At 67.9% G+C, this 15,760-nt stretch carries 17 protein-coding genes; 9 read left to right on the forward strand and 8 right to left on the reverse strand.

Annotated elements, in window-relative coordinates:
- Positions 1-31: 31 nt before the first annotated feature.
- Positions 32-400 (reverse strand): DUF202 domain-containing protein, encoded by a 369-nt coding sequence (locus tag JOE30_RS08170; protein ID WP_204865976.1) that lies wholly within the window; start codon positions 398-400, stop codon positions 32-34.
- The gene (locus JOE30_RS08175) at positions 397-771 is read right to left on the reverse strand and encodes a YidH family protein (protein ID WP_204865977.1); all 375 of its coding nucleotides are present in this window, start codon (positions 769-771) and stop codon (positions 397-399) included. Before JOE30_RS08175 ends, JOE30_RS08170 begins: the two co-directional genes overlap by 4 nt.
- Before the next feature lie 82 nt (positions 772-853).
- Here JOE30_RS08175 and JOE30_RS08180 point away from each other — a divergent pair, with 82 nt between their 5' ends.
- From JOE30_RS08180 to JOE30_RS08190, 3 genes are read left to right on the forward strand one after another with little or no spacing between them, the layout of a single operon-like run.
- On the forward strand, positions 854-2,200 hold the full coding sequence (locus JOE30_RS08180; RefSeq protein WP_204865979.1) for a DUF1254 domain-containing protein: 1,347 nt from the start codon (positions 854-856) through the stop codon (positions 2,198-2,200).
- Entirely contained in the window at positions 2,197-2,538 is a 342-nt protein-coding gene (locus JOE30_RS08185; protein WP_204865980.1) for a helix-turn-helix domain-containing protein, read from the forward strand. The genes JOE30_RS08180 and JOE30_RS08185 overlap by 4 nt, the downstream gene beginning before the upstream one ends.
- Complete coding sequence (locus JOE30_RS08190) at positions 2,535-3,569, forward strand: NADP-dependent oxidoreductase (protein ID WP_204865981.1); 1,035 nt, start codon at positions 2,535-2,537, stop codon at positions 3,567-3,569. Before JOE30_RS08185 ends, JOE30_RS08190 begins: the two co-directional genes overlap by 4 nt.
- A 23-nt stretch (positions 3,570-3,592) precedes the next feature.
- Here JOE30_RS08190 and JOE30_RS08195 read toward each other — a convergent pair whose 3' ends face one another.
- From JOE30_RS08195 to JOE30_RS08220, 6 genes are all read right to left on the reverse strand, one after another.
- Complete coding sequence (locus tag JOE30_RS08195; RefSeq protein WP_204865982.1) at positions 3,593-4,306, reverse strand: alpha/beta fold hydrolase; 714 nt, start codon at positions 4,304-4,306, stop codon at positions 3,593-3,595.
- A gap of 57 nt (positions 4,307-4,363) precedes the next feature.
- A complete protein-coding gene (locus JOE30_RS08200; RefSeq protein ID WP_204865983.1) occupies positions 4,364-6,295 on the reverse strand; it encodes an FAD-dependent oxidoreductase in 1,932 nt (643 codons plus the stop codon).
- Complete coding sequence (locus tag JOE30_RS08205; protein WP_204865984.1) at positions 6,292-7,893, reverse strand: MFS transporter; 1,602 nt, start codon at positions 7,891-7,893, stop codon at positions 6,292-6,294. The genes JOE30_RS08200 and JOE30_RS08205 overlap by 4 nt, the downstream gene beginning before the upstream one ends.
- 49 nt (positions 7,894-7,942) lie before the next feature.
- Complete coding sequence (locus tag JOE30_RS08210) at positions 7,943-8,980, reverse strand: ABC transporter substrate-binding protein (RefSeq protein ID WP_204865985.1); 1,038 nt, start codon at positions 8,978-8,980, stop codon at positions 7,943-7,945.
- A gap of 68 nt (positions 8,981-9,048) precedes the next feature.
- The gene (locus tag JOE30_RS08215) at positions 9,049-9,426 is read right to left on the reverse strand and encodes a hypothetical protein (RefSeq protein ID WP_371831658.1); all 378 of its coding nucleotides are present in this window, start codon (positions 9,424-9,426) and stop codon (positions 9,049-9,051) included.
- Positions 9,423-9,815 carry a nuclear transport factor 2 family protein gene (locus tag JOE30_RS08220; RefSeq protein ID WP_204865988.1) on the reverse strand — a complete coding sequence of 131 codons (393 nt, stop codon included), beginning with the start codon at positions 9,813-9,815 and terminating at the stop codon, positions 9,423-9,425. The genes JOE30_RS08215 and JOE30_RS08220 overlap by 4 nt, the downstream gene beginning before the upstream one ends.
- An 86-nt stretch (positions 9,816-9,901) precedes the next feature.
- Here JOE30_RS08220 and JOE30_RS08225 point away from each other — a divergent pair, with 86 nt between their 5' ends.
- From JOE30_RS08225 to JOE30_RS08250, 6 genes are all read left to right on the forward strand, one after another.
- Complete coding sequence (locus JOE30_RS08225; RefSeq protein ID WP_204865990.1) at positions 9,902-11,056, forward strand: acyl-CoA dehydrogenase family protein; 1,155 nt, start codon at positions 9,902-9,904, stop codon at positions 11,054-11,056.
- Positions 11,057-11,126: 70 nt separating this feature from the next.
- Positions 11,127-11,915, forward strand: coding sequence for an enoyl-CoA hydratase/isomerase family protein (locus tag JOE30_RS08230; protein ID WP_027504435.1), 789 nt, complete (start codon positions 11,127-11,129; stop codon positions 11,913-11,915).
- A 55-nt stretch (positions 11,916-11,970) separates the two neighbouring features.
- Complete coding sequence (locus JOE30_RS08235; RefSeq protein ID WP_204865992.1) at positions 11,971-12,375, forward strand: Zn-ribbon domain-containing OB-fold protein; 405 nt, start codon at positions 11,971-11,973, stop codon at positions 12,373-12,375.
- Complete coding sequence (locus tag JOE30_RS08240) at positions 12,372-13,523, forward strand: thiolase family protein (protein ID WP_204865995.1); 1,152 nt, start codon at positions 12,372-12,374, stop codon at positions 13,521-13,523. The genes JOE30_RS08235 and JOE30_RS08240 overlap by 4 nt, the downstream gene beginning before the upstream one ends.
- 32 nt (positions 13,524-13,555) lie before the next feature.
- The gene (locus tag JOE30_RS08245) at positions 13,556-14,764 is read left to right on the forward strand and encodes an acyl-CoA dehydrogenase family protein (protein WP_204865997.1); all 1,209 of its coding nucleotides are present in this window, start codon (positions 13,556-13,558) and stop codon (positions 14,762-14,764) included.
- On the forward strand, positions 14,761-15,732 hold the full coding sequence (locus JOE30_RS08250) for a phosphotransferase family protein (protein WP_204865999.1): 972 nt from the start codon (positions 14,761-14,763) through the stop codon (positions 15,730-15,732). The genes JOE30_RS08245 and JOE30_RS08250 overlap by 4 nt, the downstream gene beginning before the upstream one ends.
- The last annotated feature ends 28 nt before the right edge of the window (positions 15,733-15,760 follow it).

The following is a 15,760-nucleotide window of genomic DNA, read 5'->3' on the forward strand; positions in this document are numbered from 1 at the left end:
TCTGTCGACGGTGAGGGCATCGGCCCCGGGCTCACAGCCCGGGGCCGAATGTCACGGTGCGAGCAACGATCAGTGCCAGGATGCCCAGAGACGCGGTGAGGACTGCCAGGGCAGGGGCCCGCGCCGGGATTGCTCGCGGCGCGTCCGGGCCGGCATCCGCCCGGCTGCGCTTCCGGAGTCGAACGGTGTCGACGACGACCACCGCGACGGCACCGGTCAGTACGACGCCGGCTGCCACCGCCGTCGGTACGTTGCCCTGGTGCGCGGCCAGCCGCAGACCCACCAGTGCACACACCGCCACCGAACATTCGGTGCGCCGCCACGCGAGTGCTGTTCGTTCGACCTGTAGGCCTCCGTCCCCGAGAACGCCCGCCGGCCTGCTCTCGGGTGGCCGCGTCACGAGAGCACCGACCAGATCACCAGTGCTGCTGATGCCGCGAGCACGACGGCGAGGGGTGCGCCGACGCGGGGCGACGGAAGTGGTCGATTCCGGCGCAGGCTGGATTCGACTCGGCCCCACGACCACCATGCGTGCAGCGGCAGAACGGCGGAGCATCCGATGAGGAGCACGGATGCGACGCGAGCCGGCGTCGTGTTCCCGCCGACGTCGAATACGTCGAGTGCGACACCGGCAGCCATGAGCGCCAACGATGTTCTAATCCACGCGAGATACGTTCGCTCGTTCGCCAAGCTGAACCGTGCGTCCGGTTCGGCGCCGACGGAGTACACCCGACGCGGGCGTCGGCGATCGTCCACGTCGTCCCGGGGCATGGATTCTCCTGACACTCGAGGGTCTGCGATGGCGCTACTGTTCTCCTAGCCTAATCGAACTCACTTCAGTTATGGTCGACAGGTGACCGTATGTGACAGCACGGCCGATGTCGACGAGTGGTTCCGCGACGCGCGCGCACTCCAGATCTGGGGATTCCCCCTCGTCTTCGCTCAGCGACTGCGTCTCCGATTCACATCCCCGCTCGAGCCCCACGTCGACCGACCGCTCACCTCCGCGGGCGCCGCGCTGAACACGATGGGACATCAGCGTCGACTGTCCGATCCCACTCTCACCGCGGGAGTGGCTCCCAACGTGGACACGCTGTACTCACTGGCCTTCGTCGACCTCGACGCCGGGTCGGTCGCGCTACGGATGCCCGATCTCGGTGACCGCTACTACAGCGTCCAGATCGGCGAGGCGGACTCGACCACCATCGCCGTACAGGGTCAGCGGACCCACGGGAGCCGATTGCCGACACTGCGTATCGCTCGCGCGGGCAGCGAGGTGGTCACGGCGGACGACGAACTACTGGTGGCCTGCCGCACGCGTCACGTCATGGTTGCCGTTCGCATCCTGGTGCGACCGGACGATGCCGAGGATCTCCGGCGGGTGATCGCGTTGCAGGACTCCATCGTGCTGGACGGGCCGCCTGCGCCCGGACCTGCGGGCGACGCAGCCGCCCGCGCGCTCGTGCTTCGCGAACGGGACGACGAACTCCGCGATCCCGAGGGTTTTCTCTACTCTCTGGACCACGCCGTCGCCGGTGTCGCGACGGCCGACGTGCCACCCGTGGTCCGCGAGAGCATGGCGCGACTGCGCGGAGCGTTGCACACGGGGGAACAGTCCACCCGAGCACGTTCGCAGTTCGCAGCAGGGTTGTCCGACGGCCTGGACGCGATCGCCGACCGGGTGGGGTCACTGGGTCGAACGACGAACGGCTGGTCGGTCAACGAACTCGGTACGGATTTCGGCGACGACCATCTTCTGCGCGCGGCCGTCGCGTTGTCTCAGATCTACGTCAACCCCGCGGACGAGGCGCTGTACCCGGTGTGCGAGGTGGACGAGGACGGACACCAGCTCTCGGGTGAGCACTCCTACGACATCACCTTCGCGGCCGACCGGATGCCTCCGGCGCGCTTCTTCTGGTCTCTCACCGTCTACCACAAGCGAGGACTGTTGTGTCAGAACGCGATCGACCGATATGCGATCACCGACCGCACGCCCGGCCTGACGATGGCGGACGACGGATCGTTGGTCGTTCGACTCGCGACGACAGCCCCCGCGGAGGGGGCGAGCAACTGGCTCCCGACGCCGTCCGGGGACTTCCGGTTGATGCTGCGGCTGTACGGGCCCTCGGACAGGGGGTGGAGCCCGCCGGTCGTTCGGCGGATGTCCGGCGGGTCGTCGCCGACTGTGGGTCTCCGATGACCGACACGCGATCCGGAGCGACGGAACTCGGGCCGGTGTCTCGACGGGTGCTGTGCGAGTTCGCGTCTCGGGTCGGTGGCCCCCTGCCGAGCAACACCGCGGTGGCCCGCGCTCTCCACATCAGCGAGCCTCATCTACGCCGCCTGCTCGCCGGTGAGTCGACCACCCTGGGCGCTCTCCGTGCTCGACACGACGCGGCGCGCGCGGTGGAGGCGCTTCGGCGCGGCGAGGCCCTGGACATCGTGTCGGCCCGATTGGGCTACTCGGAACCACGGGCATTCCGGCGCGCCTTCCGGCGGTGGACCGGCATGACGCCGAGTGCGGTCGGTGCGGCATGACCGGGGTGACGTCGACCCGTCACGTCGTGCTGCGATCGTGGCCGAACGGCGCATTGACGAGTGGCGATCTCGAGGTGGTGGAGGCGCCGGTGCCCGAGCTCCGTTCCGGCGACGTGCTCGTCCGCAACACGTGGCTCTCGATCGATCCGTCGATCCGTATCCGGCTGTCGAGGCAGACGCCGGGAGGCTATCTCCCGCCCTTCGCGCCGGGGCAGGCACTGGAAGGTCTCGCTCTCGGCGTCGTCGAACGGTCGGAGAGTTCCGCTTTCGCTGTCGGTGACATCGTCACGCACACACTGGGTTTCCGGGAGCATGCCCTCATCTCGGCCGACACCGCGACGATCGGCGGCTACGGGTCGCCCACCGTCGTCCGTCCGGGTGGTCTGCCCGAGCAGTGGTTCCTCGGCCCCCTGGGCAGTTCCGGGCTCACCGCGTACGCGGGGATGATAGGCATCCTCGACGTGGGGCCTGCGGACACGGTGTGGGTGTCCTCCGCGGCCGGCGCGGTCGGTGGGCTCGCGGCGGGACTCGCGGTGGCACGAGGGGCCACCGTCATCGGCTCGGCAGGATCCGCGGCCAAGGTGGCTCATCTGCGCGCGGCCGGCCTGGCCGACGCCTTCGATCATCACGCTTCGCTGCCGTCGGCGTTGGCCGCCGCGGCGCCCGACGGCATCGACGCGTACTTCGACTGTGTGGGCGGTGATCACCTGACTGCAGCGATCGACGCACTCCGACCGAACGGACGTATCGCGATGTGCGGCCAGATGTCTCAGTACGACGCGGCCGAGGCGCCGAGTCTGCCGGGCAATCTGTTCCAGTTCGTGTCGAAGAACCTGTCGATGCGGGGATACCGGGCCGGATCGTTCCTGCATCTCGAGGGCGACATGCGCGCGGAGATCAGGTCCCTCATCGACGCGGGCCGTCTCGGGTACGACGAGTGGGTGTTCGACGGTCTCGACGCAGCTCCGGCCGCGCTGGTCTCGATGCTGGCAGGGGAGAACACCGGCAAGACGCTCGTCCGGCTGGGATGACCCCGCGGCTGCACCGTCGGAGCTCAGTCGGCGGTGAGGGAGTCGAGCACAGCCGCGAGCTGGTCGGGGACACTGATCATCGGCATGTGTCCGGAGTCCATGTGGACGACGCGACCCGACCGGGCACCGGCGCGGACCAGCGCTGACGAGGCTTCCTGCAGTTCCGGCGGGTAGCACGTGTCCCTCGTCGTCCGAATGTAGGTGCGGGGGAGATCGACCCGGAGTCCGTAGAGATCGACGGTCTCGGTGAGCAGAGCGCCGGAGTCGTCGACGAGCTGCTCGAGTGTCCACGCGGTCTGTTCGTCGTCCATGTCGTTGCACAGCATCGCCTGTGCACCCTCGGGGCCCTGGACGTATCTGCCGTCCACGATGGACGCCTCCACTATGTCGCGCACCGCGGGGTCGATCCCGTCGATCACCGCCGTGTCGTCCGGCGGGACCACCGCGGCCAGGAAGACGACGTGCCGAACACGGTCCTGCAGCCTGTCGAGGACGCGGGGCACGGAGACTCCGGCGAACGAGTGGGCCACCAACACGATGTCGGTGACGTCCTCCCGCTCCACGTCCGTGACGATCGCGTCGGCGCAGTCCTCCAGGGTGACGGTGCGGAGGTCGACGTCCGCGCGTGTGCCGCGCCCCGGAAGGTCGACCGCGACGACTCGCCCCGTCAGCAGTGGCGCGAGGCGGTCCCAACACGACGCGCCCATTCCGGCACCGTGCACGAGTACGAACGACATGATGTGCTCCATTCTCTTCATGATTCGTCGGTGGTGCGGTCCAGCGGCACCGGCAGTCTAGAGTTCTGCGCCCACCCGATAGCCCTCTGCGATCGCGTGACCGATGCGCCGTGGTGTGACGCAATCTCCGATGACACTGACGGTGGGGCCCGCGTCGAGTCCGAAGGACGACACCGCCACTCGCGGCTGGTGCCACACGATCGCGGCGTCCTCGTAGGGCCGGTCGCCGGTCCCGAAGACCGGACGCAAGGTCACCGGAGCAGCAGGGTCGTCGGGGACGTGAAGGGCGTGCGCGATCTGGAAGTCGACCCCCGCGTCACCCAGTCGATCGAGCAGGGGTACTGCACTCTCGGCGGGAATTCGGGACGCGAGAGCGGTGAGCGTCGTGGCCACGGTGACCTCCCAGCCCCGCTGCGCCAGTGCTTCGGCCGCGCTGTACGCCGGCCAGAATCCGTCACCGTCGTCGAACACCACCACCCGGCCAGCGTCGCCCGCCACACGGCCGAGCAGAACGTCGTCGACGCTGTAGGCGGTGCGCTCTCGGAACAACGGGGTCACGTCGACCGGACGCGATCCGGTCGCCACCACGATGTGGTCCGACGCGGAGCGAATCTCGGCAAGGTCGTCCTCGCCGATTTCGGCCGACAGGTGAACCTCGACCTTGAGCCGACGCATCTCCCGTTCCAGGTAGTCGACGATGTCGATGAGCGTCGCCCGGTGCGGCGCCGAGGCAGCCACCCGCACGGATCCGCCGAGGGCACTGCTCTTCTCGAACACCGTGACTCGGTGGCCCCTTCCCGCGGCCACGCGAGCGGCTTCGAGACCGGCGGGGCCGCCGCCGATCACGATGACGTCCTTCGTCGCGCGGGCACGTCGACCGACGTCGACGTGTCGACCGCGCCCGATCTCGGCATTGACCGCGCAGTGCAGATGCGGGTCGAAGGCCCGGCAGTCCTGGTTGATGCCGAGGCAGCCGCGAATCTCGTCGAGGCGACCGGTTCGTGACTTGTTCGGCAGTTCGGGGTCCGCTATCAGCGCGCGTGCCATGCCGACCATGTCCACCTGTCCGGTCTTGATGGCGTGGTCCGCGACGCCCGCATCGCGTATTCGCTGTCCCACGAGAGTCGGTGTCCCGGTCGCTGCTCGGACCCTCGCCGCCGACGGGATCGCGACCGCGTCCGCGCCGGTGGAATCCTTGACGTACTTCCCGCGGGTGCCGTGGGTGATGCTGAAGTAGTCGACGCCGCCCGCGGCCACGTTCTCGGCGATGCGAACGCAGTCGTCGATCGTCATTCCGCCGGGGATCTCCTCCTCCCCGCTCAGCCTCACCCCGAGCGCGAGCCCCGCGGGCATCTCCGACCGCATCGCCTCGATCACCATGCGGGTGAAACGCATTCGGCCGTCGAACGAGCCGCCGAAATCGTCCGTCCGTCGGTTCGTCAGCGGGGACATGAACTGAGCGGGGAGATACCCGTGCGCCGCATGGAGCTCCACCCCGTCGACACCTGCTCGCACCAGGTTTCGCGTCGACGTACGCCATCCCTCGACGATGTCCTCGATCTCCGCGACCGACAGTTCGTGGGGTGGGTAGGCGTCGCGCGCGGTCTTGATCGCCGAGGGAGCGGAGGGTGGCGCATCCGATTCGCCGCCGATGAACTCACGTCCGAGATGGCAGAGTTGGCCGATGAACAGTGCGTCGTGGCGATGCGCGGCAGACACTTTGGCCGCTGTGCTCGGAATGATCTCGACCCGGTAGGCCTCGATCAGCTTGCGCGATCGCAGCGTCGTCGTCGGGTGCACGACCGTGGCACCCCCGATGATCAAGCCCACTCCACCCGCGGCCAGGCGCTCGACATGCTCGGTGTCCCCGTGAGTGGGCACACCGTCGACCGCCATCGACGTGCCCGCCGGGAGTGCGACCAGTCTGTTCTTCAGCGTGAGTCCGCCGATGCGGATCGGTGAGAACAGGTGGGGGAAGTGGTCGCTCATGTCGACTCGGCTCTGTCGGCTGTGGTTCCCGGATGGACGAGGACCCGAACACGGGGCTGCTCGGCCAGGTCGGGTGCGAGGTCCGTCCGGACGAGTTGTTCCGGGACGGTGAGACGGACGGTCTCCTGGGCGGAATACTCCGCCCAGTTCCTGAAGGTGCAGAATTCGACGTACGTCGAGGCCGAGTCGCTGACCCGGGTCATGGTCCACCGTGATGCGCCGAGGCGCATCCGAGACGATCTCAGGCGGCCCATCGCGCGGACGAAGTGGTCCACCCGTTGCGGGTGGATCACATACGTCGTCTCGACGACGATCTTCCCCTCACGCTGACCCGATTCGAGTTCCGGTGGCCCGGCCGCGCCGGACGGGTCGGGCGCGATCGAGTCGCTGGGCATGATGCCGCGGCGTAGCAGTCCGATCGACGACACCGACATCGCGAACGCGGCGAGGACGACAGCGGACACGAGTCCGATCGTGTCGGCGAGTAGTCCCCAGACGAGAGCACCGACCGCTTGACTGCCCTGGAACGTCAACAACACGAATGCGATCACACGGGCTTTGACCCACGGGGGCATGACCGCGTGCGTCGCGATCATCCACGTGCTCTGCACACCCACCCACGCGGCGCCGACGACCACCAACAGCGCGAACACGGCCGGCGTCCACGGCACGAAGGCGAGACCGAGCAGAACCACTGCGTACGCGGCAGATCCCGATGCCGCGAAGACGTTCCAGCTCAGGCGGGACCGCAACGGCATCAACGCGATGGTGCCCGCTACCGCGCCGATGCCGATCGCCCCGGACAGAACTCCGAACTCGAACGTCGTCACGTGCAGGATCTCGTACGCCACGACCGGGAGCAGAGCCCACAGGCAGCTCGCCGGCAGGCCGAACATCACGACACGGAACAGCAGTCTCCGCGTCCATCGCGAGTGTCGGATGAATCGCAGACTCGTCGCCACCGAATCGAGGACCGACTCGTGTCTCGGGGCCCGCCCCGACCCACTCGGGATCTGACTGGCTGCCAGCACGGCGCAGATCACGAACACGACCGTGACGACAGCGAACGTCGAGGTGGCACCCCACACTGCCAACAGTGCCCCGCCGAGTACCGGACCGACGGCCCGTGCACCGTTGAAGATGGCGCCGTCGATGGCGGGTACGACGGTCATCATCTCTCGGGTCGCCAGCGTCGGCAGCAGCGATTGCCAGACGATCGCCACCGCTGCCAGACCGCACCCGGACAGGAACACAGCTGCCATCAGAACCGGCATCGTGGCGAGTTCGAGGACCTGGAGCGCCGTGAGCACTGCCGACGTGATCACCAGGCCGATCGCCGTGCCGGTCAGCAGGATCCGATGGCCTGCGTGCTCGGCGATCGCGCCGAGGGGGAGGGAGAGCAGGAAGAAGGGCAGACTGGCCGCGAACTGGACGGCCGACACCGTGAACGCCGACTCTCCCGATTGCGTCAGGGTCCATTGGACCGCCAGTACCAGGATCCAGATCCCGATCGCAGCGCCGAGCTCGAAACCCAGCATTCTGCGTAACCGAACGACGCGCAACGGCGTCAGGAGTGTGACGGTCTGTGGTCGTGTCATTGCCCGTGCCCCTTCGCCGCCCGCCGGCGTCACCGGATGAAGCCCGACGTCACCGGATGAAACGCTGTTCCCACTCCGCTTGGTACTCGGTCACCGCTGCGGGGTCGAGGTCCGCGGGGTCGGTCAGCGCGATGTCCTGCGCGCGTCCCACCGCCTCCGGAATGTTCGGCAGCACACTCGCGTACCCCTTCGACAACGCCACCTGGCCCTCGGGGGAGATGAGGAAGTCGGCGAGTAGTTGCGCTGCATTCGGGTGCGGCGCGGACGCGAGAACATGCGAGTAGTACGGGGCGCCCCACGCCGGGTCCGGCCTGAACCACCCGACGGGTGCGCCGGCCTCCTGCTCCCGCACGAGGGGTTGGACCATCGGCGTCGCGACTATCTCGCCGGATCCGAGGCCCTGCGCGACGGCCAGAACGCCGGGATAGACACGCGGCTCGTTCTGCGCGAGTTCGTCGGTGTAGTCGGGTGACCAGTTGCGGTCGAAGAACCGGTACTGGTCGGTCACGGCGGCGAAGCCCGCAGGATTGACGACGCCGATACGTCCGCGCAGTTCGGGCGCGAGGAGATCCTGCGGACTGTTTAGGCCGTCCGGCAACGCAGTGGTGTTCCAGCCGAGCCCCAGAACGGCGGCGCTGGTGAGGAAGAGTGTGTCGTTCAGCACGCTGGTGTCTCGACCGTAGTCGGGGTTGTCGAACGAGGGGCCGATGGCGTTCACCGAGTATTCGCCCGAGTCTGCGGCTGCGCGGATCCACGCGGGGTCGGTGGTCATGTGGACATCGCCGATTCCGCGCCCGGACTTGTGCTCTGCATCCACGCGGGGGTTCAGCTCGACGTCGGAACCCCGCGTGAACTCGACCGTGATGTCGGGGTACTTCGCTTCGAATCCGGCTTTCACCGACGCGAGGTTCTCGGGGTGCTGCGACGAGTAGAGGTAGACCGATCCCTCGTCCTTCGCTGCGGCGATCACGTCGTCCCAGGTGCCCGACACCGGTCCGGACGCTGACGCCCCACCGCTGCAGGCCGCCGACAACCCCAATGCGGCTGCCGATGTCAGCGCCGCGAGCGTACGACACCACCTGGTCATGCGGGTCTCCTGTCAGTTCTGGTCGACACGATCGCATCCGGCGGGCTCGCCGGAACGGTTGACGGACATCAGTCGAACGCGAGTTCCGGTGTCCGGCAGATGAGCAGACGGCGCAGCGAGCCGGTCGCGTCGAGGGACGCGGTCGCGTTGAACGACGCCTCGAAATCGCCGCCTCGCGTCGTCCGCCCCAGTACGAGTTCCACGTCGTCCACGCGGGAACCGACGTCGATGTGGTGGACGAGGGTGCTCTTCTCGCGTTGGGCGAGGTAGGCCACGAGTCCTTCTCTGTCGCCGACGAACTCGGCGGACGCTCCCTCTCCGCGGGAGAACTGTATGGACATCCGGAAGTCGTCCGTGATCATGCCCAGCACCCGGTCCGGATCGTCGGAGTCCATGTAGGAGAACCAGGTTCGCAGCGCGGGTGTGGCATCGGTCGTCGTCATCATGCTCCTGTCGGGTCGGTCGAGGGCGCCTCGGCGCCGCTCCACGGCACCAGCGCATGGTCGGGGTCGAAGGACACCTGGTATCGGTCGATCAGTCCGTGCTCGTCGAGGTGCATCGCTGCGACGAAGTACCCCGTCACGACGTCGCCGTGTTCGGTGACGGCGCCCTGCGCGAACTGGACGTCGCCGTCCTGCGCGCGACGCAGCAGTCGATGCTGCCGGCCGACAGGGGGACGTCCGGTGAGGTAGTCGAGCATTGCCGCGCGACCGGTGCCGGATCGGGCTCCCGTCGGAACGATCATCACGAAGGTGACGTTCTCCGCCAGCATGTCGGTCGCCTGCTCGAGCTCACCGCTGTCGAGGGTGGCGTAGTAGGTCTCGATTGGAAGCATGAACCGAACTTAGTTCAAGAAAAGTCCGCACGTCGTGGATTTCGCCGATACTCTCGAAACAGAACTGAACTCGACTCAGGAGTGTTATGTCTGCAGCGATCGACGACGTCACCTACTCACCCTGGCCGGAAGTGGAGCCCGCGGGCCTCGTTCCCGGGCCGGAGCAGACCGACCTCAGGTCCGCTGTGCGCGCTGTACTCGCACGGCACGGTGGGCTGGACGAGGGGACCCCGTGGGCACTGTGGCGGACTCTCGTGGGCGACATGGCCGTGACCATGTTGTCCGTTCCCGAGGATCGCGGCGGCCTCGGGTACGGGATGACGGACATGGCCGTGGTCCTGGAGGAATGCGGCCGAGGCCTCGTGTCGGAACCGGTGCTGTTCGCAGCCGGCGTCGGCGTGCACGCGCTGCTGCGGGCTCCGGCCGGAACCGTCGACGCGCTGGTGTCCGGCGCTCTCGCCGGCGAACTCCGCGTCGCGGTGCACCTTCCCGTGTCGCAGACGCGACGCACGGCCGCGCGGATGATCACTGCCGACCACACGGCGGACGGATGGCGCCTGAGCGGAGTCGCGACCGACATCGTGCACGCTGCGTCGGCCGAGGTCGTCGTGGTCGAGGCACACACCGCCGAGGGGTCACGACTGTTCGCGGTGCCCCTCTCCGATGCCGTGCGCGCTGTCCCGCGGACCGTCGTCGACCCGACGCGGCCGCGCGCCGACGTGCACCTCGACGCGGCCGCGGCGCACGCGCTGACCGAGGTGGCCGACACGGCCTCCGTTCTCGACGACCTGACAGCGCGAGCAACGATCGGGCTGGCGAGTGAGCACACGGGAATCGCCGACCGCATGCTGGAGATGACGGTCGAGTACGTCACCACGCGGCAACAATTCGGTCGGCCGGTCGGCTCTTTCCAGGCCGTGAAGCATCGTCTGGCCGATCTGATGGTCTCGCTCGAGCGGGCGCGATCGGCGTCCCGCTTCGCCGCTGCCGTGTACGACAGCACCCCCGACCGCGCCGCACTCGCGGTCGCGATCGCCGGTGCCGTGTGCACGGAGGTGGCGTCGGAGTCGGTCGCAGAGGCGGTGCAGTTGCACGGTGGCGTCGGCTTCACGTGGGAGCACCAGGCGCACAGATACTTCCGTCGAGCAACCGGTGACGAGGCGCTGCTCGGTGATGCGGTTTTTCACCGTCGCCGCGTAGCCGAACTGGTCGGACTGAACTCGGTTCGACAGGAGGGTTGACGCACCCAGCCCCATGGCGTAAAACTGAAGTGAATCCAGTTCAAATCGTGACGCTGCCCAAGGAGATCCCATGATCGACACCGACCACATCCTGCTCGAGAAGGACGGCGACGTCGCTCGCGTCTGGCTCAACCGCCCGCACAAGAAGAACGCGGTGACTCCGGAGCTGCTGTACCGACTCGACGAGATCATCGCCGAGGTCGACGCCGACCCGAACCTCAAGGTTCTGGTTCTGCGCGGAGTGAACAACACCTTCTGCTCGGGCTTCGATCTCGACATCCTGCTGTCCGATTACGTCGGCAGCACGAATGCCATGGACGTGGCCGTGCTCTCGGCGAAGGTCTGCGATCGCCTGTACTCCATGAACACTCCGTCCGTCGCAGTCCTCGAGGGCTACGTCACCGCAGGCGGGTTCGAGCTCATGATCTCCTGCGACTTCGCCATCGCCGACGACGACGCCAAGATCGGTGACTTCCACATCCGCCGTGCACTGTTCGGCGGCGCCGGCCCGATCTACCGCCTGCCGCGCATGATCGGTATCCGCAAGACCAAGGAACTGATGCTGACCGGCAAGCTTCTCTCCGGTGTCGAGGCCGCCGACTTCGATCTGATCAACGCCTCCGCGCCGGCAGCCGAGCTGGACAAGACCGTCGAGGAGTTCATCGCGCAGCTCACCGACAAGAGCCCGTTCATGATGAAGCTGACCAAGATGACGATCGACCGCGGCCTGGACGCGGACATTCAGTCCCTCATGGTCATGGAGCACCTCGCCGTGGGCAACGCGCTGCAGTCGGAGGACGGCCGCGAGGGCGTCACCGCGTTCCTCGAGAAGCGTGAGCCGAAGTGGGTCGGTCGCTGATCGACAGCGCGACACGAATCACGAACGACGGTCGGCGGGGAGCGGGAGGATCACGATGACGAACGGTCTCGAGGCGCAGCGGGTGGTACTGCGGGGCAGCCGATGCACTGTGTGCAGCACGGTCGCGTTCCCCGCGTCGACCCTCTGCTCCCGGTGCGTCACCCCTACCGCGGAACCCGTCGACCTGAGTACGTCGGGCACCGTGTGGGCCCACACGGTGCAGCGCTTCCCGCCCAAGTCGCCGCCGTACGTGCCGCCCGCGGGCGGGTTCACCCCGTTCGCGGTCGGCTGGGTCGAGTTGAGCGAGGGCATCAGGATCGAGGCGATCCTCGACGCCGAGAACGTCGACGACCTGCACGGAGCTCTGGTCCACCTCACGGCCGTCGTCCCGGTTCCGAGGTTCGAAGCCGTCGCTGCCCGGGATCGGTCAGCACCGAGCACAAGGGGAGACAGCGCATGAGCGAGTCTGTGGTCATCGTCGGAGTGGGATTGTCCAAGTTCGGTCGCCAACCCGGGGTCAGTGGACGCGAGATGGCCGTCTCGGCCATCACCGCGGCGCTCGCCGACGCCGGTGTCGCCTGGCCGGACGTCGATGTGGCGTTCGGCGGCAGCGACTCGGCGGGTCTCGCCGACACGCTCGTGAGCGAACTCGGATTCACCGGAATACCGTTCACCAATGTGCGGAACGGCTGCGCCACCGGTGGCAGTGCTCTGTTCTCCGCGGTCAATGCGGTGCGGGCGGGATCGGCATCGATCGGTCTGGCCGTGGGCTTCGACAAGCATCCGCGCGGTGCCTTCGATCCCACGCCTGCGGAGTGGGGTCTGTCCGAGGGGTACGGCGAGGCCGGCCTGATGGTGACCACACAGTTCTTCGGCGCGAAGATCTCGCGGTACATGCGGCAGCACGGAATCTCCCCGGACACCCTGGCGCGCGTCGCCGAGAAGTCTTATCGCAACGGTGCTCTCAATCCCAACGCGTGGCGCCGTGAACCCATGTCGGCCGAGGCGATCGCCGGCGCCGACATGGTGAACGATCCCCTCACCCGGTACATGTTCTGTTCTCCCGGCGAAGGCGGTGCGGCGGTGATCGTGGCCTCGCCCGAGGTGGCCGAGCGGCTCACCGGCCGGCCGATCCGGCTGCGCGCCATCACGCACCGGACGCGGCGATTCGGATCGTTCGAGGTCTTCAGTCCGTCGGTCCAGGGCGTCGGTGAGCCCACCAGCGTCAGCGCGGATGCAGCGGCAGCAGCGTTCGAGCAGGCAGGCATCTCGCCGTCGGACGTGGACGTGGCCCAGCTGCAGGACACCGAGAGTGGCGCCGAACTGATGCACATGGCCGAATGCGGCTTCTGCGAGCACGGCGAGCAGGAGCAGTGGATCGCAGAGGGTGCCACCGAGATCGGCGGGCGTCTGCCCGTCAACACCGACGGTGGATGCATCGCGAACGGTGAACCGATCGGCGCCTCCGGTCTGCGGCAGGTCCACGAGGTGGTCACCCAGTTGCGCGGGGAGGCCGGCGACCGTCAGGTTCCGGGCGGCCCGTCCATCGGGTTCACCCACGTGTACGGCGCTCCCGGTATCAGCGCCTGCACCGTTCTGTCCGTCTAGACCAGTCCGACAACGACCAGCGAGGTCAGCACATGAGTACCAGCACCGTGTCGTCCGACGTCCGAGCGTTCGCCGCCGAGGCGACGGCGTGGCTCAGCAGCGTGGCCGCACCGCGGACCAGCACGACGTGGGGTGAGGGCTCCGACTCGGTGGCCGTCTTCGAGAACTGGACGCCCGAGGAGGAACGCCGACACACGGACGTCATCCGCGACTACGAACGACGCAAGTTCGACGCCGGGTGGGGCCCCCTCGACTGGCCCGCGGAATACGGCGGACGAGATCTGCCGCTCTCCCACGTGCTGGCATTCCGTCGCGCGGAGGACAGGTTCGACGTTCCGCGACGCACCGAGATGTTCTCCGTGACACAGCAACTGGTGGCGCCCACGATCGAGAAGTGGGGCACGCCGGAGCAGCGCGCCACGTATGTGCGCGCGATGCTGCGCACCGACCTGATGGCCTGCCAGCTCTTCTCGGAGACCGAGGCCGGCTCCGACCTCGCTGCGGTCCGTACGCGCGCAGTCCGTGACGGCGACGGGTGGGTGCTGAACGGCCACAAGGTCTGGACGTCGGGAGCCACCGTCTCGGACATCGGCGTGGCGGTGTGCCGTACCGATTCCTCGGTCCCGAAGCACAAGGGCCTCACCGTCTTCCTGGTCCCGATGGACGCGGAGGGCGTGTCCGTTCGCCCCATTCGACAGATGACGGGCGGCAGCTCGTTCAACGAGGTGTATCTCGAGAACGTGCGCCTGACCGACGCGCACCGTCTCGGCCCGGAGGGGCAGGGATGGCAGGTCGCCCTCACCGTGCTGGCTGCCGAACGACTCGACGGTGGCAACCTCGGACTGGCCAACGCCGACCGAGCCGTGGAACTGGCGCGCAACCTGGGTCGACCTCTCACCGAGATCGAGATGGACCAGGTGGCAGACCTCGTCGTGCACAGCCACGTCCAGCGCGTCACCGCCATGCGCGTCGCCGGCGTCGTCGTCTCCGGCCGGGACCCCGGCCCCGAGTCGTCCGTCGGCAAACTGCTGGCGACCACCACGATGTCTCGGACGTCGGCGGCTGTCCGCCGAATGCTGGGCTCCGATCTGGTGTCCGACACCGGTGAGTGGGGCACGTTCGCGTGGACGGAGCACGTTCTGGGCGCACCCGGATACCGCATCGCCGGGGGCACGGACGAGATCCAACACAACATCATCGCCGAGCGCGTTCTCGGCCTTCCCCGAGAGCCGAGGCCGTGACCACCGAAGACACGACACACTCCGCACTGCAGAAGCGCGTCGCCGAGAAGCTCGAGGCCGGCGGCCTCGGCTCGCTGCACAGCTTCGACCCACTTCTCGGAGGGCACTCCGGTCTGACCTATCGGGCGCGAACCGACGACGCCGACCTGGTGGTCAAGGCCGTGCCCGCGGGGCAACGTCCCGTAGGGCGCCACGACATGTTGCGGCAGGCGACCATCATGCGGGAACTCGCGGGTACCTCGGTGCCGGTGCCCACGATCGTGATGATCGACGACACCGAGCCCTCTTGGTACGCCATGACATTCGTCCGAGGTGAGTCCCTCGAGCCTGTTCTCGACGACCCGGCGGTCGACCCGGAACTGGCGGCAGCGCGCATGCGGCGTGCGGCAGCGGTCCTGCCCGAGTTGCACGCGGTCGACCACCGGGCGGTCCCCGACGCCGGCCCCACACTCACACCGGGTGACGAACTCGCCCGGTGGGCTCGCACGCTGGGCGCCGTTCCACCCGAACTGGTGGAAGGCGGCGACAGGCTGCTGAGTCTTCTCGGTGCCCGCGTTCCGGATGCGGTCTCGTCGACGCTGGTGCACGGTGACTACCGCCTGGGCAACCTGATCGCGGACGGTACCGAGCCCGTCGCGCTCATCGACTGGGAGATCTGGAGTGTGGGCGACCCCCGAGTCGAGCTGGGGTGGTTCCTCGTCTTCGCCGACGGTGACAACTTCCCGGGTGTCGGGCGGTCCGTACCCGGTCTGCCGAGCGCCGACGAGCTGGTGGAGATCTACGCCGGTGCGGGACGCGACCTGCCCGACCTGCCGTGGTTCGACGCCCTGGGACGACTCAAGATGGCCGCCATCATGGGCCACAACCTGCGTCGTCACCGGGAAGGCCGTCATCACGATCCGGACCAGGAGAAGCTGCCCGCCACCATCTCTCGGTTGATCGATACCGGAACCGCCCTGCTCGCCTGAGCTCCCTCGTCCTCGTATCCACTCGCTC

Origin of the sequence: Rhodococcus sp. PvP016 (genome assembly GCF_017832185.1) — a bacterium.
Lineage (GTDB): Bacteria > Actinomycetota > Actinomycetes > Mycobacteriales > Mycobacteriaceae > Rhodococcoides.